At 63.7% G+C, this 21,529-nt stretch carries 25 protein-coding genes; 18 read left to right on the top strand and 7 right to left on the bottom strand.

Features of this window, described 5'->3' with window-relative positions; translation table 11 throughout:
* Nucleotides 1-4: 4 nt before the first annotated feature.
* The 6 genes from efp (at nucleotide 5) to ZRA01_RS06680 (ending at nucleotide 4,248) form a co-directional block, all read left to right on the top strand.
* Complete coding sequence (gene efp, locus ZRA01_RS06705; RefSeq protein ID WP_141350537.1) at nucleotides 5-565, top strand: elongation factor P; 561 nt, start codon at nucleotides 5-7, stop codon at nucleotides 563-565.
* A gap of 219 nt (nucleotides 566-784) precedes the next feature.
* Nucleotides 785-1,180 carry a hypothetical protein gene (locus ZRA01_RS06700; RefSeq protein ID WP_141350534.1) on the top strand — a complete coding sequence of 132 codons (396 nt, stop codon included), beginning with the start codon at nucleotides 785-787 and terminating at the stop codon, nucleotides 1,178-1,180.
* Nucleotides 1,181-1,250: 70 nt separating this feature from the next.
* Nucleotides 1,251-1,793 carry a YaeQ family protein gene (locus ZRA01_RS06695; RefSeq protein WP_141350532.1) on the top strand — a complete coding sequence of 181 codons (543 nt, stop codon included), beginning with the start codon at nucleotides 1,251-1,253 and terminating at the stop codon, nucleotides 1,791-1,793.
* 279 nt (nucleotides 1,794-2,072) lie between these two features.
* On the top strand, nucleotides 2,073-2,666 hold the full coding sequence (locus ZRA01_RS06690; protein ID WP_141350529.1) for a DUF8082 domain-containing protein: 594 nt from the start codon (nucleotides 2,073-2,075) through the stop codon (nucleotides 2,664-2,666).
* A gap of 11 nt (nucleotides 2,667-2,677) precedes the next feature.
* Nucleotides 2,678-3,646, top strand: a complete 969-nt coding sequence (locus ZRA01_RS06685) for a Tll0287-like domain-containing protein (protein ID WP_141350526.1) — start codon at nucleotides 2,678-2,680, stop codon at nucleotides 3,644-3,646.
* A gap of 8 nt (nucleotides 3,647-3,654) precedes the next feature.
* Nucleotides 3,655-4,248 (top strand): hypothetical protein, encoded by a 594-nt coding sequence (locus tag ZRA01_RS06680; RefSeq protein ID WP_141350524.1) that lies wholly within the window; start codon nucleotides 3,655-3,657, stop codon nucleotides 4,246-4,248.
* A 7-nt stretch (nucleotides 4,249-4,255) separates the two neighbouring features.
* On the opposite strand, the gene ZRA01_RS06675 is transcribed toward ZRA01_RS06680, so the two are convergent.
* From ZRA01_RS06675 to ZRA01_RS06650, 6 genes are read right to left on the bottom strand one after another with little or no spacing between them, the layout of a single operon-like run.
* Nucleotides 4,256-6,133, bottom strand: coding sequence for an MFS transporter (locus ZRA01_RS06675; protein WP_141350521.1), 1,878 nt, complete (start codon nucleotides 6,131-6,133; stop codon nucleotides 4,256-4,258).
* Nucleotides 6,130-6,459: a hypothetical protein gene (locus tag ZRA01_RS06670; RefSeq protein ID WP_141350519.1), complete on the bottom strand. Its 330-nt coding sequence runs from the start codon at nucleotides 6,457-6,459 to the stop codon at nucleotides 6,130-6,132. Before ZRA01_RS06670 ends, ZRA01_RS06675 begins: the two co-directional genes overlap by 4 nt.
* Nucleotides 6,456-6,995 (bottom strand): rhombosortase, encoded by a 540-nt coding sequence (gene rrtA, locus ZRA01_RS06665; RefSeq protein ID WP_141350516.1) that lies wholly within the window; start codon nucleotides 6,993-6,995, stop codon nucleotides 6,456-6,458. The genes ZRA01_RS06670 and rrtA overlap by 4 nt, the downstream gene beginning before the upstream one ends.
* Nucleotides 6,985-7,812, bottom strand: a complete 828-nt coding sequence (gene rhlP, locus ZRA01_RS06660; protein WP_141350514.1) for a rhombotarget lipoprotein — start codon at nucleotides 7,810-7,812, stop codon at nucleotides 6,985-6,987. Before rhlP ends, rrtA begins: the two co-directional genes overlap by 11 nt.
* Before the next feature lie 15 nt (nucleotides 7,813-7,827).
* Nucleotides 7,828-9,969 carry a bifunctional acyl-ACP--phospholipid O-acyltransferase/long-chain-fatty-acid--ACP ligase gene (aas, locus tag ZRA01_RS06655; RefSeq protein WP_307724341.1) on the bottom strand — a complete coding sequence of 714 codons (2,142 nt, stop codon included), beginning with the start codon at nucleotides 9,967-9,969 and terminating at the stop codon, nucleotides 7,828-7,830.
* Between the two features lie 19 nt (nucleotides 9,970-9,988).
* Complete coding sequence (locus tag ZRA01_RS06650) at nucleotides 9,989-10,336, bottom strand: ArsR/SmtB family transcription factor (RefSeq protein ID WP_246093335.1); 348 nt, start codon at nucleotides 10,334-10,336, stop codon at nucleotides 9,989-9,991.
* Between the two features lie 124 nt (nucleotides 10,337-10,460).
* Here ZRA01_RS06650 and ZRA01_RS06645 point away from each other — a divergent pair, with 124 nt between their 5' ends.
* From ZRA01_RS06645 to ZRA01_RS06605, 9 genes are all read left to right on the top strand, one after another.
* Nucleotides 10,461-10,802, top strand: a complete 342-nt coding sequence (locus ZRA01_RS06645; protein WP_141350508.1) for an ATP synthase subunit I — start codon at nucleotides 10,461-10,463, stop codon at nucleotides 10,800-10,802.
* Nucleotides 10,803-10,804: 2 nt separating this feature from the next.
* Nucleotides 10,805-11,638 (top strand): F0F1 ATP synthase subunit A, encoded by an 834-nt coding sequence (atpB, locus tag ZRA01_RS06640; RefSeq protein WP_141350506.1) that lies wholly within the window; start codon nucleotides 10,805-10,807, stop codon nucleotides 11,636-11,638.
* A gap of 62 nt (nucleotides 11,639-11,700) precedes the next feature.
* Entirely contained in the window at nucleotides 11,701-11,946 is a 246-nt protein-coding gene (gene atpE, locus ZRA01_RS06635; RefSeq protein WP_079434620.1) for a F0F1 ATP synthase subunit C, read from the top strand.
* 35 nt (nucleotides 11,947-11,981) lie between these two features.
* A complete protein-coding gene (locus tag ZRA01_RS06630; protein ID WP_141350503.1) occupies nucleotides 11,982-12,455 on the top strand; it encodes a F0F1 ATP synthase subunit B in 474 nt (157 codons plus the stop codon).
* A gap of 3 nt (nucleotides 12,456-12,458) precedes the next feature.
* Nucleotides 12,459-12,995 (top strand): F0F1 ATP synthase subunit delta, encoded by a 537-nt coding sequence (locus tag ZRA01_RS06625; protein ID WP_141350500.1) that lies wholly within the window; start codon nucleotides 12,459-12,461, stop codon nucleotides 12,993-12,995.
* Nucleotides 12,996-13,006: 11 nt separating this feature from the next.
* The gene (gene atpA / locus ZRA01_RS06620; RefSeq protein WP_141350498.1) at nucleotides 13,007-14,545 is read left to right on the top strand and encodes a F0F1 ATP synthase subunit alpha; all 1,539 of its coding nucleotides are present in this window, start codon (nucleotides 13,007-13,009) and stop codon (nucleotides 14,543-14,545) included.
* A 21-nt stretch (nucleotides 14,546-14,566) separates the two neighbouring features.
* Nucleotides 14,567-15,436 (top strand): F0F1 ATP synthase subunit gamma, encoded by an 870-nt coding sequence (gene atpG, locus ZRA01_RS06615; RefSeq protein WP_141350495.1) that lies wholly within the window; start codon nucleotides 14,567-14,569, stop codon nucleotides 15,434-15,436.
* A 27-nt stretch (nucleotides 15,437-15,463) separates the two neighbouring features.
* Nucleotides 15,464-16,840, top strand: a complete 1,377-nt coding sequence (atpD, locus tag ZRA01_RS06610) for a F0F1 ATP synthase subunit beta (protein WP_141350492.1) — start codon at nucleotides 15,464-15,466, stop codon at nucleotides 16,838-16,840.
* 60 nt (nucleotides 16,841-16,900) lie between these two features.
* Complete coding sequence (locus ZRA01_RS06605) at nucleotides 16,901-17,326, top strand: F0F1 ATP synthase subunit epsilon (protein ID WP_141350490.1); 426 nt, start codon at nucleotides 16,901-16,903, stop codon at nucleotides 17,324-17,326.
* Between the two features lie 176 nt (nucleotides 17,327-17,502).
* On the opposite strand, the gene ZRA01_RS06600 is transcribed toward ZRA01_RS06605, so the two are convergent.
* Nucleotides 17,503-18,312 carry an SIR2 family NAD-dependent protein deacylase gene (locus ZRA01_RS06600; protein ID WP_141350487.1) on the bottom strand — a complete coding sequence of 270 codons (810 nt, stop codon included), beginning with the start codon at nucleotides 18,310-18,312 and terminating at the stop codon, nucleotides 17,503-17,505.
* Between the two features lie 141 nt (nucleotides 18,313-18,453).
* Between ZRA01_RS06600 and ZRA01_RS06595 the strand changes: the two genes are divergently transcribed.
* The 3 genes from ZRA01_RS06595 (at nucleotide 18,454) to ZRA01_RS06585 (ending at nucleotide 21,498) form a co-directional block, all read left to right on the top strand.
* Nucleotides 18,454-19,302: a class II glutamine amidotransferase gene (locus ZRA01_RS06595; protein WP_141350484.1), complete on the top strand. Its 849-nt coding sequence runs from the start codon at nucleotides 18,454-18,456 to the stop codon at nucleotides 19,300-19,302.
* 97 nt (nucleotides 19,303-19,399) lie between these two features.
* Nucleotides 19,400-19,843 carry an HIT family protein gene (locus ZRA01_RS06590; RefSeq protein ID WP_141350481.1) on the top strand — a complete coding sequence of 148 codons (444 nt, stop codon included), beginning with the start codon at nucleotides 19,400-19,402 and terminating at the stop codon, nucleotides 19,841-19,843.
* 17 nt (nucleotides 19,844-19,860) lie between these two features.
* Nucleotides 19,861-21,498 carry a cyclic-di-GMP receptor FimW-related protein gene (locus ZRA01_RS06585; protein ID WP_141350478.1) on the top strand — a complete coding sequence of 546 codons (1,638 nt, stop codon included), beginning with the start codon at nucleotides 19,861-19,863 and terminating at the stop codon, nucleotides 21,496-21,498.
* Nucleotides 21,499-21,529: the final 31 nt, after the last annotated feature.

Here is a 21,529-nt window from a genome sequence, read left to right as displayed (position 1 = left end):
CAGCATGAAAACCGCAATGGAACTTCGCTCTGGCAACGTGATCATGGTGGGCAGCGACGCCCTCGTGGTGCAGAAGGCCGAGTACAACAAGTCTGGTCGCAATGCCGCCGTCGTCAAGATGAAGCTCAAGAACCTGCTGACGGGCGCCCCGTCGGAGTCGGTTTACAAGGCTGACGACAAGTTCGAGATCGTCGTCCTCGATCGCAAGGAAGTGACCTACTCCTACTTTGCCGACCCGATGTACGTGTTCATGGATGCCGACTACGAGCAGTACGAAGTCGAAGCCGAGAACATGACCGACGCCCTCAAGTATCTGGTCGACGGCATGCCCTGCGAAGTGGTTTTCTACAACGGCAAGGCGATCTCCGTGGAGCTCCCCACCACCGTCGTCCGTGAAGTCGAATACACCGAACCCGCTGTCAAGGGCGATACCTCCGGCAAGGTGCTGAAGCCTGCCCGCATCGCACCGAGCGGCTTCGAGCTGTCCGTCCCGGCCTTCGTGGAAATCGGCGACAAGATCGAAATCGACACCCGCAGCGACGAGTACCGCAACCGGGTCAAGTAAGCCCGCGCTGCACAAAACCCCGGAAGATCCCCGCCCAGGCTGCTTTGCCGGGTGGGGATTTTTCTTTTAAAGGGGGATCTCAGAACATGGGTGTGGCTTTTTTTGATCGCCGAGTCATCTTGCGGCCGTCCTGCTGCGTTAGGATGGTACGCACATGCTTCACGGACGCTTCCGGTCCGCCAGAAAACCCGTTTTCACTTTCCTGCTGGAGATCTTCCGATGAATACCCGTTCCCTGCTTCTCGCCACCCTGATTGCCGTTGGTCTCGCCGCCTGTTCCAAGAAGGAAGAGCCGGCGCCCGCTCCTGCGCCCGCGCCGGTCGTCGATGCTGCCAAGGAAGCCGCCCAGAAGGCTGAAGAGGCTGCCAAGCAGGCCGCCGATGCCGCCAAGGATGCAGCGGGTGCCGCCAAGGAAGCGGGCAAGGAAGCTGTCGACGCCACCAAGGAAGCCGGTAAAGAGGCTGTCGATGCAACCAAGGACGCTGCCAAGGATGCCGTGGCTGCCGCCAAGGAGGCTGCTGGCGCCGCCAAGGAGGCGGGCAAGGAGGCTGTTGCGGCAACCGCCGATGCCACCAAGGAAGCCGCCGACAAGGCCAAGGCTGCGGTCGGCAAGTAAGCCCTTCCGGTATTTGCTGCAAACCGGGCCCTGTGTGGCCCGGTTTTTCTTTTTGCGTTCCGTTGCTGCCATGGCCCTCAAATCCACAATCTTCCGAGCCACCCTCAACGTCTCCGACTTGGATCGTGGTTACTTTGCCGAACATGCCCTGACCCTGGCCCGGCATCCGTCCGAGACCGACGAGCGGATGATGGTCCGCATCCTTGCCTTTGCCCTCCACGGTGATGAACGCCTGCAGTTCGGGCGGGGCATCTCCACCGACGACGAACCGGCCCTGTGGCTCAAGGACGACGCCGGTCAGATCGTCCGCTGGATCGAGGTGGGTCTGCCCGATGAGCGCCTGCTTCGCCGTGCCTGCGGCAAGGCCGACGAAGTGATCGTGCTGGCCTACGGTGGCCGCGCCGTTGATGTGTGGTGGCAGAAGGACGCGGCGACCCTGTCGCGCCTGCCGAAACTCCGCGTGCTCGCCCTGGCCCAGGAAGATTCCCGCGCCCTCGCCGGGCTGGCTGAACGCAACATGGAACTCAGCTGCACGGTCCAGGATGGGCAGATCTGGTTTTCGTCTGGCGACACTACTCTCAGTATCATGCTGCGCTCCGTCTTTCCCGTCTGACGGACTTTTAGCTTCATTCAACGCCCATTCCGGGCGCTTTGATGCCCACTCCGGGTACTCAATTGCCCATTCCGGGCGGTTGGAAATTCATCACTCTCATATTGTGAAGTGCGTCACAAGAGGAGCCGCTTTGAATAGCGGCTTTTCCCCGGGTATTTAGCATAATCTGACAATCTATTTGTCAGATTATATTTCTAAGGTCTGACCCAAAACGGGTATGCGCGGTTTGTGTATTCACGCGCCTATGTCGACCGATTGAAATGTGCACCGGGATTTAAGATGACGACAGCAATTCTGTTCGTTACCAATGATGCCGCCATCGTTCCGCCAGGTCTGGCCAAGGTGGCCAAGGTGACCAATTCGGCGGACGAGGCCCTGAGCCTGTGTGCCGCGTTCAGGTACGGCGCGGTGTTTTGCGACGCGGCGCCGCTGGCCAACGGTGGCAGCGGGTTCCGGCTGGGGCGCCAGATGCGCCGGCACGGGATCTCCACTCCCTTGTTCCTGATGACCAGCTCGATCATGTCGGGCATGGAGGGGGTGGCGACGGCCTCCGGCGCAACGGCATCGATCAGCCGCACGGCGACGGCCATTCTGGATGCGCTCAAATCGGTCGGCAATGCGGTGACGAGTTCAGGGCCGGCGGGGTCGCTGGATCGGCCTCTTCCCGAAATAGACATCGTCATAGAGCGGGCCCGGGTGATCCTGAAGAAATACGCCGGGCCGGTGGCCAGCATGATGGTCGATGACGTGCTGGACGATCTCTATCCTCAATACCCTTCTGGAATTGAAGTGGAGGTATTTGCCCACGCCGTTGCCGCCCACGTGAGTGGCGACAAGGCCCGCGACGATTTCCTTTCCGAACTGCTGGTTTGATTCCTATTCATATGACCGCCTTCAAGAAGCTTTCCCTGTCATTTCAGTTCATCGTTCTTCTTATCGGCCTGGCTTGTATTGCAGCCGTCGCCAGCTATTTGGTCGGATCGTCCGTCTATGTGAGCGAGACCCGTAATCAGGCGCGCACCGTGGCCGACATGGTGGATAACTTCGGGCAGTGGGCGACCCGCTACCGGGGCGTGTGGGTGAAGGACGACCCCCGCGATCCGAAACTCGAGGTCGGCAGCTTCCTCGAGCGGGAGCTCTCGACGGCCTCGGGGGCAAACGACTCCACCACTGCGCCGAACGCGGCGGCTTTCCACCGCAAGAATCCGGCGCTGGTGCAGCGGGAGCTGTCGGACATCACCATCGCCTCGCCGGCGAGGGCGAAGTTCCGCATGACCTCCGACCGCTACATGAACCCCAACAACGCGCCGAGTGATTTCGACAAGGTGGCGATGAACGCGATCCGGGAATCGGGCGCCTCCGAATACAGCGAAGTGCGCGGCGGTCAGCTGCTGTATGCCCGCCGGCTGGTTGCCGACAAGGGCTGCATGCGCTGCCACGGTACCCCCGCAGCGGCCCCGGCGGCCGTCACCGCGCTGTATCCCGGGCCCCAGGGCTATGGCTACGAGGAAGGCAAGCTGGCCGGCGTGATCAGCGTGGCGATCCCGCTGGAGTTCAGCCTGGCCGATTTCGTGCAGCGCTTCGACAACCAGGTGTGGCTGGCCCTCGCGGCGATGGGCGTGGGTGTCGCCGGCCTGCTGGTGTTCATCCGCCAGCAGGTGATCGTTCCGGTACGTCGGGTGCGCGAGTTTGCGCTGGCCGCGGCAAACGCCGAACCGGGTGCGCGCGTCGATCAAGTGGATTTCATCGAGGGCGAGCATGCCTCGCGCAACGAAATCCATGAGCTCAACACCGCCGTGAAGGCGATGCATACCTCCATCGACTATCTCTACCGCCGTCTGAACAAACGCTGAGGACCATCATGGAAAACCCCGACTTTCTCACCATTGCCAGGATGCTGGCCATCTATCTGCATGTGCTGGCCCTGGCCATTGCGGCTGTGGCGGTGGCCTTTGGTGACTTCGCCATCTTTGCGCGGGATCGCATCGACATGAAAATGCTGGGCAAGGCCGCCTCGGTGGCCACCCTGGCCCTGGTTGTGCTGTGGATCACCGGACTGGGGGTGATTGCCATGGACACGGGTTTCGATACCGAACTGCTGGCCACCAAGCCCAAGCTGCTGGCCAAGCTGAGCGTGGTGGCCGTCCTGACGGTCAATAGCCTGGCGCTCCATATGCTTGCCTTTCCGCGCATGGCGGTGCCCCAGGCCGATCCCCGGCAGGCGGCCATGCTGCCGGTTGTCTTCGGTGCGATCAGCGCCACCTCGTGGCTCTACGCCGCGTTCGTCGGTGTTTCCAAGCCGGTTGCCGCGATGTTGGGCTACACGGGCTACATGGGTTTGTTCGCCGGGCTGACGCTGGCCGGTATAGGCTTTGCGATGCTGACGGTCCGCCCCCGGCTCGCCGCACGGCTCGAGCGGGCCGACGCATCGCTGGGGGCCTTCAGCCCGGGCTGAACAGGGCTTACTTCCAGTCGCCCCGCAGCTGGGCCACCTGCAGCTGCAGGCCGGGCAGGCAGACGCGTTCCGGCGGCAGGGCTGGGCCGGCGACCAGCTCGATGCGGCTGAACAGTCCGCGTCGCAGCGGGCGGCTCAGCGCCGGGCCGTCCTTGCGCGAGAACATGCTGCCCCACATCCCGCGCAGCGCCATGGGTATGACAGGGACCGGGTTGGCTTCCAGGATGCGCGTGATGCCCGGCCGGAACGGCGAAATCTCGCCGTCGAAGGTGATCCGCCCTTCCGGGAACAGGCCGACCAGCTCACCGGCAGCCAGCGCCCTGGAGACTTCGGCGAAGGCCGCCTCCATCATCGCCGCGTCCTCCCTGGCGGGGGCGATGGGGATGGCGCCGCTGTGGCGGAACACGAAGGACAGCACCGGCCAGCGGAAGATCCGGTGGTCCATCACGAAGCGGATCGGCCGCCGGCACGCGGCCGAGATCACCAGGGCGTCGACGAAACTCACGTGGTTGCAGACCAGCACCGCCGGGCCGTCCTCGGGGATGTGCTCGAGGCCGCGGGCGCGCAGGCGATACACCGTGTGGATCAGCATCCAGACGATGAAGCGCAGCAGGAACTCCGGCACCAGCCGGTAGATATACACCGCCACTGCCGCGTTCATCACCGCCGCCACACCGAACAGGGCCGGGATCGACAGCCCGGCGCCGAGCAGACTGCCCGCAGCCAGGGCGCCGGCCACCATGAACAGGGCGTTCATGATGTTGTTGGCAGCGATCACCCGGGCCCGGTGGGCCGCCGCCGAGCGGCTCTGCATCATTGCGTAGAGCGGCACGATGAAGAGGCCGCCGAACACCCCCAGCATCAGCAGCGCAAACAGCACGCGGAGGGTGCCCGGCTGGCCCAGCACCTCGGCGACGGCCAGAGGTGCGCCCACCGGCAGGCCGGCCGGCGACGCAAGGGCCAGGTCCAGCCCGAAAATGGTCAGGCCGATGGAGCCGAACGGCACGAGGCCGATCTCGATGTGCCCGCCCGAGAGCTTCTCGCACAACAGCGAGCCGATGCCGATGCCCACCGTGAAAGTGGCGAGCAGCAGTGTCACCGTGCCTTCGTTGCCTCCGAGAACGCTCTTGGCATAGGCCGGAAACTGGGCCAGGAACAGCGCGCCGTAGAGCCAGAACCACGAGATGCCGAGGATCGCCAGAAACACTGGCTGGTTCTCCCGGGCGAAGCCGATGTTGCGCCAGGTTTCGGTGAGCGGGTTGGGATTGACCGCGAGGCCGGGCTCCGGCGCGGGGGCCGACGGCACGCCGCGGCTCGTGAGATAGCCGGCGATGGCCACCACCAGGCCGGCGGCGGCGATCCACCGCTCGCCGTGTTCGACGGCTGCGAGCATTCCGCCGGCCAGCGTGCCGAGCAGGATCGCCACGAAGGTGCCGGCTTCCACCAGCGCGTTGCCGCCCACCAGTTCGTCCTCGTGGAGATGCTGGGGCAGCAGCGCGTACTTGACCGGCCCGAACAGGGTCGAGTGGCAGCCCAGCAGGAACAGCGCCCCCAGCAGCACCGCCAGGCTGTGGAGCACGAAGCCCGCCAGCGCGACCAGCATGATGGCCACCTCCAGCACCTTCACTAGGCGGGTCAGGCGCGCCTTGTCGTATTTGTCTGCGAGCTGGCCCGCGGTGGCCGAGAACAGAAAGAAGGGCAGGATGAAGATGCCCGCCGCCAGGTTGGCCAGCAGCGCCGGCGCGATCGTCGTCCAGCTCGCCGCCTGGAAGGTGAGCAGCACGACCAGCGCGTTCTTGAACAGGTTGTCGTTGAAGGCGCCGAGGAACTGGGTCAGGAAGAAGGGCCGGAAGCGTTGTTCGCGGAGGAGGCGGAATTGGCTCATGCGGGTTTCCGATCGGAGAAGCGGCGGGTCTCGAAGAGGCTCGAGGCGTGGAGCTGGCGCCTGCGCACGCGCTCTGAGAGCTGGGGATTGTGTTCGCGCAATGTTTCGAGCACCGGTACTGCGGCCTCGGGGAGCATTTTTCTGGTGGCCAGCCGGCGGAGCGAAACCCGGGGCAGGCTGCCGGGGAGCGGGCGATCGGTGCCGAACAGGCGGCCCTCGTCGCGTGCCTTGCCCATCCGCTGGCCGAACAGGGCTGGGCTGCGCGGATTCCCGAGCGGCTGGCAGGCGCACATGCTGCCGCCGAAGGCGAGACGACGGCGCTTCATTGTGTTGATCGCCTCTGCAGCCTGAAGGCAACGGCCAGCGCGATGCCGATCAGCAGGCCGCCGAGGTGGGCCGCCCAGGTGACCTCGATGCCCGCCGGCAACAGCGCCGACGTGCTGCCGGTGGCAGCGTCGAAAACCAGCTTGCCGAGATAGGCGACACCGAGCAGCCGGCCCGGCGTGCCACCTTCGAGCACCGCGCCGGCCACCAGCACGCCGACCAGCCCCGACAGCCCGCGGTAGCTGTCCAGCCCGGGCACCGCGACCAGCAGAAAGACCGACAGCAGCGGGGCCGCCATCGGCAGTGCGGCCAGCCAGCGGCGGATCGGCCTGCCGGCGATCACACCGATGGCCACCACGGCCGCCAGGTTGCCGGCGAGATGTGGCAGCGACCAGTGGCAAAACTGGCCTGTCCATAGCCGCCAGAGTTCAAAGTGGGCGATGGCCTCACGGCGCCATTCGACGGCTTCGCCGGGCAGCAGGTTGGCTGCGGTGACGAGCATGGCGAGCACGCCCAGCAGCAAACGTTCAGCCGACACGGCGCCTGCGCACGGCGGCCAGCGCCGCCAGTGCGCCGAACAGGCCGAGGCCGGCGAGATCCGCCGCGCCGCCGCCGCTGTAGCCAGGCTTGCTCACCACGCGGGCGACCTTTTCCTCCTTCACCCGCAGCTTGAAGCTCTCGAGCTGGGCGTCGAGCTGCGGGATCAGCGTGTCGATGGCCTGCCGGTAGCCCTCGCCGCGCGCTTCGCGGGAGGCTTCGCCGAACTTTACCAGCGGTGAGCTGCCCTTGATCTGGCTGGTGCCGGGGGCACGGAACAGCAGCTGGCGGCTCTTCACGTCGAACACCGAGGCGTCGACGAGGGTGTTCACGTCGTACTGGCTGCCATTCACGAAGTAGCCGCCGACGACGGTCCAGTAGAAGATGGACAACCGGTTGCTGTCGCTGAACTGCACCTGATCGTAGGACAGCAGCGTCACCACATCCACGTTGTGCATCCGCGCCGCCTGCTGGAGGTTGTCGAAGCCGCCGCCGGCGCGCAGGTAGGTGGTGGGGATCACCTCGATGGCGGCGATGTAGGGCCGGCTGGCGAAGGCGTCCTTCACCTTGCGCAGCAGGCGCTCGCGTTCGGCTTCGGGCAGGCCGGCGTAGCGCTCGCCGGGCACGAAGGCGATGCCGACCCGCAGCGGCAACTGCAGCTCGGGGATGCTCGGAGTGAGGGCTGGCTGCTCGCCCTTTGGATAAAGGTAGTCGACGACGGTGGCGCGCTGGGCCTGCCGGCCCTGGTCGAACCAGGTGGCGCAGCCGGTGGTGGCGAGCGTTGCGAGCAGCAGCGCGGCGAGGATTTTTCGGTTCATGGCGTGCTTCCGGGCTCAGGCCTTCTCGGCCATCTGTTTGAGGGTGACGTAGTCGATCTTGCCGGTGCCGAGCAGGGGCAGGGCGTCGACCTGGATGATCCGCCGCGGCACCGCGATCTCGGGCCAGCCGCCGTCGCGGGCGGCGGTTTGCAGGCGGTCGCGGGTGAGCTGCGGGTCGGTCGAGAACAGCAGGATGGTTTCGCCGCGGCTGGCGTCGGGCTGGGTCGACGCTGCGTGGGCTGCGCCGGGCGAGGCGGCGGCGGCGAGCTTCTCGACGGCCTCGAGCGACACCATCTCGCCGGCCACCTTGGCAAAGCGCTTCACCCGGCCGACGATCTTCACGAAGCCGTCGGCGTCCACGTCGACCACGTCGCCGGTTTCGTACCAACCCTCGCCGGCTGCCGACGCGGGGGCCTGCAGCACACCGGGGTTCTCGAAGCGCAGGTAGCCGGACATCAGGTTCGGGCCCTTCACGTGGAGCATGCCGCCCGTTGCGATGCCCGGCACCGGCAGCAACTGGTGCTGCAGGCCCGGAAGAAACTGCCCCACCGTGCCGCTGCGGAAGGCCATCGGGGTGTTCACCGCCAGCACCGGCGCCGTTTCGGTGGCACCGTAACCTTCGAAGATGCGGATCCCGAACTTCTCGAACCACAGCTCGCGCACCGGGGCTGCCAGCTTCTCGGCGCCGGCGATCACGTAGCGCAGGCGGTAGAAATCGTAGGGGTGAGCAAACTTGGCGTAATTGCCGAGGAAGGTGCTGGTGCCCAGCAGCACCGTGCAGTTGCGGTCGTAGGCCAGCTCCGGAATCACCCGGTAATGCAGCGGCGATGGATACAGGAAGACCTTGGCGCCGGTGAGCACCGGCAGCAGCCCACCGGCCGTGAGGCCGAAGGAGTGGAACAACGGCAGCGCGTTGAGGATCTTGTCGTCGATCGAAAAATCGACCACCGCGCGGATCTGCGCCACGTTGGACAACAGCGCCCGGTGCGACAGCACGACCCCCTTCGGTTTGCCCTCGGAGCCGGAGGTGAACAGCACCACCGCGGGGTCTTCCGGCGAGCCGGGCGGCAGCGCGGCGCGGGGGAAGGGCAGCGCCCAGGCCATCAGCCACAACTTGTCGAGGAGGTCGATCTCGTCGCGCAGGTCCTCGAGCCACAGAATGCGCACCCCGTCGAGGGCGGCCAGCTTGTCGCCCAGCTTGGCCTGTTCGACGAAGGCGCGGGAACTGATGACGGTGCCGATCTGCGCCGCCGTGCAGGCCGCCTGCATGCCGTCGACGCCGGCGGTGTAGTTGAGCATCGCCACCGTGCGGCGGTGCGCGGTGAGCCCGAAGATGAGCGCCAGCGTGGGCGCCACGTTGGGCAGCAGCAGCCCGATGGGCCTGTCGCGCCGGCTGTCGTGGCGGGCCGCCACCCGCCCCAGCACAAGGGACATCTTGATGAGGTCGCGGTAGCTGTATTCGATCTGCTTCATGTCCTCGACCAGCGCGCGGCCGGGGCCCTGGATGGCGGCGGCGTCGAGGAGGGCCGCGAAGAGGGTCTGCGTGGGGCGGCTGGCGAAGATCATCTCCTGCATCAGCCGCCGCATCGATTCGCCGGCCTTGCGGCGGCGCTCCCGCGCCGAGCCGGTCTCCGGCATCGCGATGCGGGTGGTCGGCCGCAGGAACAGGCCGATCTGCGGGAACAGCTTGCGTGGCACGTGGGCCGCGAGCCGGGAGAAATAGGTGCGCGCCGCGCCGTCGATGCGCACCGGCAGGATCGTGGCGCCGGTCTTGGCGGCTACGAAGGCCGGGCCGTCATAGGTCTTCATGAGGCTGCCGGTGAGTGTGATGCGGCCCTCGGGAAAGATCACTACCGGGCGCCCGCCCTCAATCAGTCGGATCACCTTCTTCATCGCCATCGGGCTGGTCGGGTCCACCGCCAGGTAATCCACCAGCCCGAGCAGCAGCCGGAACACCGGATTGCGGACAACCCCCGTATGCACCACAAACACGGGGTCGAGGGGCAGGAACAAGCCGAGCAGCAGGCCGTCCAGGAAAGATTCATGATTCGCGACCACCAGGAGCCGCGGCGTCTCGGCAGGCAGGCCGCCTTTGACCCGGACACGAAACATCAGCGCGGCCAAGGCCCTGAGTATGGTTTTCAGCAGGTTTCTCACGATTGAAGTCGCACCAGGCCTAGAGCCAGGTGTCCAGGTAGTTGCTGACTTTGCCGAAGGCCTGCTGCAGGGAGGCCTTGTCGACATGGAAATAGATCTCCTTGCCCTCGCGCTCCGCCACCAGCACACCGGCTTCCCGCAGAACCTTGAGGTGGTGGGAGACCGTGGAGCGGGCGAGCGTGGAAACCTCGGCGATCTGCCCCACATTGAGCCGTTCGCCCGGCTCGAAGGTGAGGAGGATACGCTGCCGGTGTTCGTCACCTAGGGCTGCAAAGATCAGTGAAATGTCTTGCCACGCTTCCGGGATAGCGCGGGAGTAATCCTTATTCATGTCGATCATCATCGATATGTCGGAAGAGAGTGTCAAGCAGAATGCTTCGATACGATCGCTGCTGCGCAGCAACAATTGACTTTGTCACGGTTAACCCCTACCATCCGCATGTTTTTCGTACGGCGAACGGCGCAACACCCGGCGTGCCACGCAGAGAACCATGTTTAAAGCGGTATTCCTGCAGATAGGTGCGACGATCCTGGCGACATTGATCGCGGGGGCGATCACAGGGGTGCGCGGTGCGTTGTCGGCGGCGTTGGGAGGCGCAGCCTGTGTTCTTCCCAATTTGTTGTTCGCCCTGCGCCTGCACGCGGTATCCAAGCGTCCGGCGGCGTCGTACCCGCTTGCTTTTTTTGTTGGCGAGTTCTTAAAGATCGCGTCAACCGTAGGATTGTTGGCGACCGTCAGACTCGTGTATCCGGACGTCCATTGGCTGGCGTTGTTTCTCGGGTTTGTCGTGGCGCTGAAGGCGAATTTGTTTGCATTTTTGGTGAAGACCTGACCATGAGCACTGGTACCGAAGCACACGCCCCGACAGCGGGTGAATACATCGTCCACCACTTGACGCACCTTAACTCCACCGGTCACGCGCAAACCGCGATCATCGACTGGAGTGTGTGGAACCTGGACACCCTCTTCTTCTCGATCGGCCTTGGCGTCGTCACGCTGCTGTTGCTGATGAAGGCCGCCAGCAAGGCCACCTCGGGCGTCCCGGGACGCTTTCAGGCCGCCGTCGAAATTCTCGTCGAGATGGTCGCCGATCAGGCCAAGGGCATCGTCCATAGCGCCGAATCCCGCAAGTTCGTTGCTCCTGTCGCCCTCACGGTGTTCTTCTGGATCTTCCTGATGAACTCCATGGACTTCCTGCCTGTCGATCTGCTGCCCCGCATCGGTGAAATGTTCGGCCTGCATTACATGCGCGTCGTCCCGACCGCCGACCTCAACGGCACTCTGGGCATGTCCATTGGCGTCCTGCTGATCTGCCTCTACTACAACATCAAGATCAAGGGCTTCGGCGGCTGGGTGCATGAGCTCTTCACCGCCCCCTTCGGTTCCCACCCGCTTCTGTACCCGATCAACTTCCTGATGCAGATGATCGAGTTCCTGGCCAAGACCGTGTCCCACGGCATGCGACTTTTCGGCAACATGTACGCTGGTGAGCTGGTGTTCATGCTGATCGCGCTGATGGGCGGTACCGCCACCGTCTTCGGTTTCCTGGGTCATGTGGTCGCCGGTTCCATCTGGGCTGTCTTCCACATCCTGATCGTCGCACTGCAGGCCTTCATCTTCATGATGCTGACCCTGGTGTATATCGGTCAGGCTCACGAAAGCCACTAAGTTTCAAAGTTTTAGCAGTCGTTTCGGTTTTAATTTAAATCATCTCAACTAAAGGAGTCGTCATGGAACACGTTCTTGGTTTTGTTGCTCTGGCCGCCGGTCTGATCATTGGTCTGGGTGCTATCGGTGCCTGTATCGGTATCGGCATCATGGGTAGCAAGTACCTCGAAGCTTCTGCCCGTCAGCCCGAACTGATGAACGCCCTGCAGACCAAGATGTTCCTGCTGGCCGGTCTGATCGACGCTGCGTTCCTGATCGGTGTCGGTATCGCCATGATGTTCGCGTTCGCCAACCCGTTCAAGATCTGAGTTTCGCGGTCCAACCTGACTAAAGGAAGACAACCGTGAATCTGAACGCAACCCTGGTAGCCCAGCTCGTTGTGTTCTTCATTCTGGCGTGGGTCACGATGAAGTTCGTGTGGCCCCCCATTGTGAAGGCACTCGACGAGCGTGCGAAGAAGATCGCCGACGGGCTGGCGGCTGCGGACAAGGCGAAGAGTGATCTCGCGCATGCCGAGAAAAAGGTCGTCGAAGAACTGCGCAAAGCACGTGAGTCCGCTACGGACGTGCGTGCCGCTGCTGAAAAGCAGTCTGCCGTTTTCCTCGATGAAGCGCGCGCCGAAGCCGCCCGAATCATTGCCCAGGCCCGTGAAGCCGCTGAAGCCGAAGCTGGCGTCGCTGCTCAACGCGCCAAGGAAGCCCTGCGCGATCAGGTCGCCCACCTGGCAGTCGCCGGTGCCGAGAAGATTCTCCGCAAGGAAATCAACGCTCAGGCCCACGCCGATCTGCTGGCCAACCTGAAACAGGAACTTCGTTAAGCCATGGCCGAGAACGTCACCATCGCTCGCCCCTATGCTGAAGCAGCCTTTCAGCTCGCTTCTGCGGGCAATGCGCTGGGGCCTTGGTCGGAAGCACTTGATCGGCTGGCGGTCGTCGCCGCCGATCCGCAAATGCGGGATTGCATCGCCGATCCCAAGCTCCAGCCGCAACAGCTGGCTGGGCTTTTCTTCGATGTAGCCGGGGCTGGACTGTCTGCCGAACAGCAGAACTACGTCCGCGTCCTGGTCGACAACGAGCGTCTGCAGGTGCTTCCCGAGATCCGTGACCTGTTCGTTGCCCTTAAGAACGAACACGAAGGTGTCAAGGAGGCGAACATCACCTCCGCCTTCCCCATGGACGATGTCACGCTGAAAGCCCTGGTCGCTGACTTGGAAACCCGTTTCAAGGCCAAGCTCAACGTGACCGTCAGCGTCGACCCCGAATTGATCGGTGGGGTCAAGATCGCCGTCGGGGATGAAGTCATCGATGCCTCGGTCCGCGGCAAGCTCGCGAACATGGCCGCCGCGCTAAAGAACTAGGAGCATAAGCAATGCAACTTAACCCCTCTGAAATCAGTGACCTGATCAAGAGTCGGATTCAGAACCTGCAGCTGTCCGCGAATGCCCGCACCGAGGGTACCGTGGTGTCAGTGACCGACGGTATCTGCCGTATTCACGGCCTCTCCGATGCCATGCAGGGCGAAATGCTGGAATTCCCCGGCAACGTGTTCGGCCTCGCCATGAACCTCGAGCGCGACTCCGTCGGCGCCGTGGTGCTGGGTGAGTACGAAGGCATTTCCGAAGGCGACACCGTCAAGTGCACCGGTCGCATTCTGGAAGTTCCGGTCGGCCCCGAGCTGATCGGTCGCGTCGTCAATTCGCTGGGCCAGCCGATCGACGGCAAGGGTCCGATCAACGCCAAGCTGTCCGAGCCGATCGAAAAGGTCGCTCCGGGCGTCATCTGGCGTAAGTCGGTTTCCCAGCCGGTGCAGACCGGCCTGAAGTCGGTTGATGCGATGGTTCCTGTCGGTCGTGGCCAGCGTGAGCTGATCATCGGCGACCGCCAGACCGGTAAGACTGCCGTTGCGGTTGATGCGATCATCAACCAAAAGGGTCAGAACATGTTCTGCATCTACGTTGCGGTTGGTCAGAAGGCTTCGACCATTGCCAACGTGGTGCGCAAACTCGAAGAGCACGGCGCGATGGAATACACCATCGTCGTCGCAGCCACCGCTTCCGAATCCGCCGCGATGCAGTACATCGCGCCGTACTCCGGTTGCACGATGGGCGAGTACTTCCGCGATCGTGGTCAAGACGCCCTGATCGTCTATGACGATCTGACCAAGCAAGCCTGGGCCTACCGTCAGGTTTCCCTGCTGCTGCGTCGTCCCCCCGGCCGTGAAGCCTACCCGGGCGACGTGTTCTACCTGCACTCCCGTCTGCTTGAGCGTGCAGCCCGCGTCTCCGAAGACTACGTCGAGCAATACACGAAGGGCGAAGTCAAGGGCAAGACCGGTTCGCTGACCGCTCTCCCCGTGATCGAAACCCAGGCCGGCGACGTTTCCGCGTTCGTTCCGACCAACGTGATCTCGATTACCGACGGCCAGATCTTCCTGGAAACCGACCTCTTCAACGCTGGTATCCGTCCCGCCATCAACGCGGGTATCTCGGTGTCCCGCGTCGGTGGCGCAGCCCAGACCAAAGTCATCAAGAAGCTCGGCGGCGGTGTCCGTCTGGCACTCGCCCAGTACCGTGAGCTGGCTGCCTTCGCGCAGTTCGCTTCCGACCTGGACGAAGCCACCCGCAAGCAGCTCGAGCGCGGTCGTCTTGTTACCGAACTGATGAAGCAGCAGCAGTACGCTCCGCTGTCGGTTTCGGAAATGGCGATCACTCTCTTCGCGGTCGAAAAGGGCGCTTTCGACGATGTCGAAGTCAAGCGTGCCCTGGCCTGCGAAACCGCGCTGCACCAGTTCGTGAAGACCAAGGCGGCCGATCTTGTCGCCAAGATCGAATCCTCCAAGGACCTCGACGCCGAAGGCAACAAGCAGCTCGCCGCCGTCATCGAAGAGTTCAAGAAGAGCTGGGCTTAACGCGGGCATACGGAGAGCAATATGGCTAGCGGCAAAGAGATCCGTACCAAGATCAAGAGTGTCCAGAACACTAAAAAGATCACCAAGGCCATGGAGATGGTCGCAGCGTCCAAGATGCGTAAGGCTCAGGAACGCATGCGCGCTGCCCGTCCCTATGCCGAGAAGATCCGCCGTCTCGCCGCGAATCTGTCTGCTGCCAACATCACCGACTACAAGCATCCGTTCCTCATCAAGAAGGACGATGTCAAGCGTGTGGGGCTGATCGTCGTAACGACCGACAAGGGTCTTTGCGGCGGCCTCAACACCAACACCTTGCGTGTCGCGTTGAACTCGCTCAAGGATTGGGAAAGCAAGGGCGTCACCGAAATTCGTGTGACCGCGATCGGCAACAAGGGGCTGGGTTTCATGCAGCGCCTTGGTGCCAAGGTCGTTTCGCACGTCACCCAGCTCGGGGATACCCCCCATCTGGAGAAGCTCATCGGGCCTGTCAAGGTCATGATCGATGCGTTCCAGAATGGTGAGCTGGACGAGGTGTATCTTGTCTATTCCCGCTTCATCAACACGATGAAGCAGGAACCCCAGCTTGAGCAGCTTCTCCCGCTGACCGGCGAGCGTCTCGGAACCCCGGAAGGGAACTGGGACTACCTCTACGAGCCGGACGCGCAGGTGGTGATCGACGAACTCCTGGTGCGCTATGTCGAAGCGCTGGTGTATCAGGGTGTCGCCGAGAACATGGCGTCCGAACAGAGTGCCCGGATGGTGGCGATGAAGGCAGCCTCCGACAACGCAGGGAACGTGATTGGCGAACTGCAACTGGTCTACAACAAGACCCGTCAGGCAGCGATCACGAAAGAACTGTCCGAAATTGTCGGCGGCGCAGCCGCGGTGTAACGGTTTAACAAGTTTGGGGAAACGACGATGAGTCAAGGAACGATCGTTCAATGCATCGGCGCCGTGGTGGATGTGCAGTTCCCGCGCGACGCGATGCCCAAGATTTACGACGCCCTCGAGTTGGCTGGTTCTGAACTGGTTCTTGAAGTTCAGCAACAACTCGGTGACGGTGTTGTGCGTACCATTGCGCTGGGGTCTTCGGACGGCCTGCGTCGTGGCATGCAAGTTTCGAATACCGGCAAGGGCATTGCTGTGCCGGTCGGTCACGGCACGCTGGGCCGGATCATGGATGTGCTGGGTCGTCCGATCGACGAAGCCGGCCCGATCCAGTGCGACGAGCGTCGGGTCATTCACCAGAAGGCCCCGAAGTTCGACGAGCTCTCCCCGTCTGTAGATCTGCTCGAGACCGGCATCAAGGTTATCGATCTGATCTGCCCGTTCGCAAAGGGCGGCAAGGTCGGTCTGTTCGGTGGCGCCGGTGTGGGCAAGACCGTCAACATGATGGAGCTCATCAACAACATCGCCAAGCAGCACAGCGGTCTGTCGGTGTTCGCCGGCGTGGGCGAGCGTACCCGTGAAGGGAACGACTTCTACCACGAAATGAAGGACTCCAACGTTCTCGACAAGGTTGCGATGGTGTTCGGTCAGATGAACGAGCCCCCCGGCAACCGTCTGCGTGTGGCGCTGACCGGCCTGACCATGGCCGAGCGTTTCCGCGACGAAGGTCGTGACATCCTGTTCTTCGTGGATAACATCTACCGCTACACCCTGGCCGGTACCGAAGTGTCCGCGCTGCTGGGTCGTATGCCGTCCGCGGTGGGTTACCAGCCGACGCTGGCCGAAGAAATGGGCCGTCTGCAGGAGCGTATCACCTCCACCAAGGTGGGCTCGATCACCTCCATCCAGGCCGTGTATGTGCCTGCGGATGACTTGACCGACCCGTCGCCTGCCACCACCTTCCTGCACCTCGACTCGACCGTCGTGCTGTCCCGTGACATTGCTGCCCTGGGTATCTACCCGGCCGTCGATCCGCTGGACTCCACCTCCCGTCAGCTCGATCCGCTGGTTGTTGGCGAAGAGCACTACAACACCGCTCGCGGCGTTCAGCAGACCCTTCAGCGTTACAAGGAACTGCGCGACATCATCGCGATTCTGGGTATGGACGAACTGGCTCCGGAAGACAAGCTGCTTGTCGCCCGCGCCCGTAAGATCCAGCGTTTCCTGTCCCAGCCGTTCTTCGTGGCGGAAGTGTTTACCGGCTCGCCCGGCAAATACGTCCCCCTGAAGGAGACGATCAAGGGCTTCAAGACGATTCTCAGCGGTGAAGTGGATCACCTGCCCGAGCAGGCCTTCTACATGGTCGGCCCGATCGAAGAAGTCTTCGAAAAAGCGAAGACCCTCTGATCAATCCGACCATCGCCCGGCGGTGCTCCATGAGCCCGCCGGTTTGAGGAGGAATTAGCTATGGCAATGACCATTCACGTCGATATCGTCAGCGCGGAAGAAAAGATCTTCTCGGGTCTGGCCGAGTTCGTGGCGCTGCCCGGTGAGTCCGGCGAGCTGGGGATTCTGCCCGGCCACATGCCGCTGATGACCCGTATCAAGCCGGGTGCCGTGCGCGTCAAGGTTCAGAACCAGGCCGAGGAAGAGCTGGTCTTCGTGGCGGGTGGCTTGCTGGAAGTTCAGCCGAGCCTCGTCACGGTTCTCGCCGACACCGCGATCCGCGGTCATGATCTGGACGAAGCGAAGGCCCTCGAAGCCAAGCGTCGTGCCGAAGAAGCGCTGCAGAACCAAGGCTCTGCCCTGGAGTACGCCAAGGCTCAGTCCGAGCTGGCGTCTGCTCTGGCGCAGATCGCTGCGATCAGCAAGCTGAAGAAGCGCGGCCACTGAGTTCGACAAGTCGTCGTAAAGCGAAAAGGGCGGTCCGAAAGGGCTGCCCTTTTTGTTTTGAGTACGGCCAGCATGGGCGAACCGCTGCGGGTAGGATTCTGGTTGTGGCTTGGCACGGTGACAGCGTCCGAGACGGCGAACCGCTGCAGGCGGGGCAAATCATGCACTCTTCCCGCTCAGCCCCGGGCGTCCCGTCCGCTGTCCAGGGAATAGCCGGCAGCGTCGAGGATGGCCGGCAGGGCTTCGGCAGCGCGCATGCGCAGACGGACGGTCACGATGTCGCTCAGATGGGTTCCACCCGGGTTGATCTCGATCGTCCCGGCACCCCGCGCGGCGGCGGCAAACACCGGCCCGGCAATATAAGGGAAAGCGCTGCCGGTGCCGACCGAGAGGACGAGATCGGGCTCGCTGGCGAGAACAGCCTCGAAGCGATGCAGGGCCTGGCTGGGCAGATGCTCGCCGAACAGCACCACGTCGGGCCGCAGGATGCCTCCGCAGTGCGGGCAGGCGGGCGGGATCGACAAGCCGGCGTAACTTTCCACCCGTCGCACGCGGCCGCAGTCGACGCACAGCAGGCGTCGCAGGGTGCCATGCATCTCGATGACGTCCCGGGACCCGGCGAGCAGATGAAAGCCGTCGACGTTCTGCGTGACCACCGTGACCTGCCCGTGCATGGCCTCGAGGCGGGCGATGGCGTAGTGGCCGGCGTTGGGGTGCGCGCCGCGGCAGCTCGCTTCGATCTGGGACAGATAGTGCCAGGCGATGTCGGGTCGTTTCTCGAACATGGCGCCGGAGAGTGCCTGCTCGATCGGCAGGCCGATATCGGTGAGGGCGCCCTCGTACAATCCACCAACCCCCCGGTAGGTCGGAAGCCCCGAGTCGGCCGACAGCCCGGCACCGGTGATGACGAGGATGCGCCGTGCGGTCGATAGGAGACGACCCGCGGCTTCGATGGGCCCTGTGGGATGGTTTAGGGTAGTGTTCATCGTTCGATAGCCCCGCTGGGCGCATTCGGTCAGAACACGCACCTCAAGCCGAGATTGTGCGGTCTAACGACCGTCGATGCGAGGGTTTTAGCCACGTGGCCGCAAGCGCCTGCAGCCATACGGAAGATGAGAATCAGGATCATGTGCCAGCTTTTGGGAATGAATTGCAACACCCCCACCGACATCTGCTTTTCCTTTGCCTGTTTCCAGGCGCGGGGCGGGTTGACCGATATCCATGGGGATGGCTGGGGGATCGCCTTTTTCGAAGGTCGGGGCGTGCGTGTGTTTCTTGATCCGCAGGCCAGCAGCACCTCCCGGGTGGCTGATCTGGTCCGCCATTACCCGATCCATTCCCTCAATGTCATTTCACATATCCGCAAAGCGACCCAGGGCCTGGTGAGCCTCGAGAATACTCACCCCTTCCAGCGCGAGCTGTGGGGCCGTTACTGGGTATTTGCCCACAATGGGAACTTGCATGGTTTCAGCCCGGAACTTTTCGGTCAGTTTACGCCGGTTGGCCAGACCGACTCCGAGCGCGCGTTCTGTTACATCCTGGAGGCCCTGCGCCGCCGCTTCCCTGCCGGTGAGCCGGGGCGGCCGGAACTCTTCGCCGCCGTTCGCGATCTGGCGGCCGAGATCGGTGCCCACGGAGAGTTCAATTTCCTGCTCTCGAACGGCAGTTTCCTGTTCGCCCATTGTGCTTCGCGGCTCGTGTACATCGTGCGGCAGGCACCTTTTGCGCGGGCACATTTGAAGGATCAGGATGTTTCAGTGGATTTCAGCGAACTCACTTCACCCGACGACCGGGTGGCCGTCGTGGCGACCACCCCGTTGACGGACGACGAGAGCTGGACGGTGATGGAGCCGGGCAGCCTGAAGATGTTTGTGGATGGCGCGCCCGTCGACATGGGGCCGGCCGCCACCTGCGCCTTCATCCGGCAAGCCGACGCACCCCGCTGCGGCGATGTGGCGGCAGCTTCCGGGTGCTGAATTTTTATGAATTACGTCACACCAAGTCACCAACGAGAATTTGTGATCCAACCGGGCTAGAATCCCCGGTTATACCGAGATCCAGGGCGAGACCCCCATGCCGACGAGCGCTCCCAAAGATTGCCCCCTGTGTTTTCCTGTTGGCGAGACGGTGCTCTGGCACGACGCAAGCTGCCGGGTGATTCGTGTCGACGATGCGGATTACCCCGGCTACTGCCGCCTGATCTGGAACGAGCACGTCGCCGAGATGAGTGACCTGACGCCGACCGAACAACGCCACTGCTTCAACATCCTGATGGCGATCGAGGTTGCGCTGCGCGAATGCTACCGCCCCGAGAAGATCAACCTGGCCAGCTTCGGCAACGTGGTCCCGCACCTGCACTGGCATCTCATCCCCCGTTACCTCGATGACCGCCACTTTCCCCAGCCGGTCTGGGGCCAGGCGCAGCGCAAGGGCGGTGGTTCGCCGGCGCCGGAGGTGGACGACGCACGTCTCGCGCTGGCGATCCGCAACGCGATTGCCGAGCATCTTGCCGGTTGAAACCTGAGGATTCATCGATGCCGGACAGCGCTCAAACCTATACCGATCTGCGCAGCGTGGAGCAGTACCGCAAGCTCCTGCGCAATCTGCACACGCTCAACGCTTCCGAGAGCCATGCGACCCTCGTGCGGATGCTCGAAGGCCTCCTCGCCAGCCCCCTGGGGCCCGAGGAGCAGCTCGAAGTGCTGGAGTCGGCCCGTCAGACGATCACTTTCGTCCAGCACGAGATGTCGTCCCGCTACGCGGCCCACCCGCTCCCGCCGGACAGCCAGGAAGACGCCACCCTGCGCCAGGTGGTGCGCCTGTGGACAGCCCTCAGCACCGCCTACGCGCGTCTTGCCGAGGGGGGCAGCGGCAGCGACGAGTTCCGCGCCCAGTGGCCGCTGCTCGCCCAGCGCCGCATCCAGTACCTCGGTCAGGTCATCATCGAATATTTCCGTGCCCACCGGGCCGAGCCGCCGGGCGCCTGGAAGGCCGTCCATGCGGCTTTCCTCGAGGCGGAGCGGGCCGGGGTCACCCACAGCCGGGTCATCGACCCCCTCAACAACACCTGGAAGGCCCAGAGCCCGGACGAGGCCTACATTGCCCTGCTGCTGGTCGACCTCACCAACCCCTACGGCCGCAACCAGCGCGAGCTCAACTGGATCTGCCGCTGGGCCCAGCGTTTTGCGCCCTACTGCATCATGCAGACCAACTGGGAGAAGGACGACGCCCGCGCCTACGGGCTCGACCTCACCGAAGACCACGGCCTGCGCCCGGTAGCGTTGATCGGCTCGCGCCCGGGCATGCGGCGTTTCGACGGCCACCGCCTGGCCGCCCAGATCAAGGCCATGCTGGCCGAGTTCAAGCAAGGCACCACTCCGGCCTCCCTGGGCCTGGGCGACGACTGCTCCCAGCCCGCCTGCGCACGCCTGCTGGTCTCGCTGTATCGCCCCTGGGGCATGTCGGCGGCGGGGCGGCGTTTCCCGCGGCGCAGCAAGAAGGGGAGCAACAAGATCTGCACCGACTGGGAGGCCATCAGCCTGCTCGTCTCCGGCCGGGATTTCGTGCCGCCCAACCGCCGCCAGGCATTGGGCAGCCGCTACGACATCAACATGATCACCTTCGGTGCCCGCGCCGATGACGACATCCCGGACTTCATCGATCCCGAGGTCGAGGTGCAGAAGCGCGGCTTCGCCCTCGATGAATGGCAGACGGTGGATCACTCCGTGTCGGGCTTCCGTGTGCAACGCAAGCACCCGGGGCAGCGCATCGAGCACCACCAGATGGTCGGCATCAAGCCGAGCGACGGCAGCCAGTACCTGCTGGGCCAGGTCAGCTGGCTGATGTACGAGCCCGACGGCACCCTGATGGCTGGCATCCACCTGCTGGCAGGCCTGCCGACGGCGGTGGCGGTGCGCACCACGGGCGTCAACGTCAGCTCCCAGGACCCCTACGCTCAAGGCTTTCTGTTACCGGAGATCGCCGCGATGCGGGCGCCTGCCACCATCGTGCTGCCTGGTGGCTGGTTTCATGCCGACCGGGTGGTCGAGCTCCACGACGGCGAGCCGCGCCAGATTCGCCTGACCAGCCTGGTGGCCCGTGGCACCAACTTCGACCAGGCCACCTACGAGCACGTCTCGACGACCTCCCGGGCTGCGTCCAGCGCCGCCTGAGCGCCCCCAGGGCCGGGCTCCGCCCAGCCCG

It is taken from the genome of Zoogloea ramigera, from assembly GCF_006539865.1.
In the GTDB taxonomy this organism is placed as follows: Bacteria; Pseudomonadota; Gammaproteobacteria; order Burkholderiales; family Rhodocyclaceae; genus Zoogloea; species Zoogloea ramigera.
This window is presented reverse-complemented; position numbering and strand designations above follow the sequence as displayed.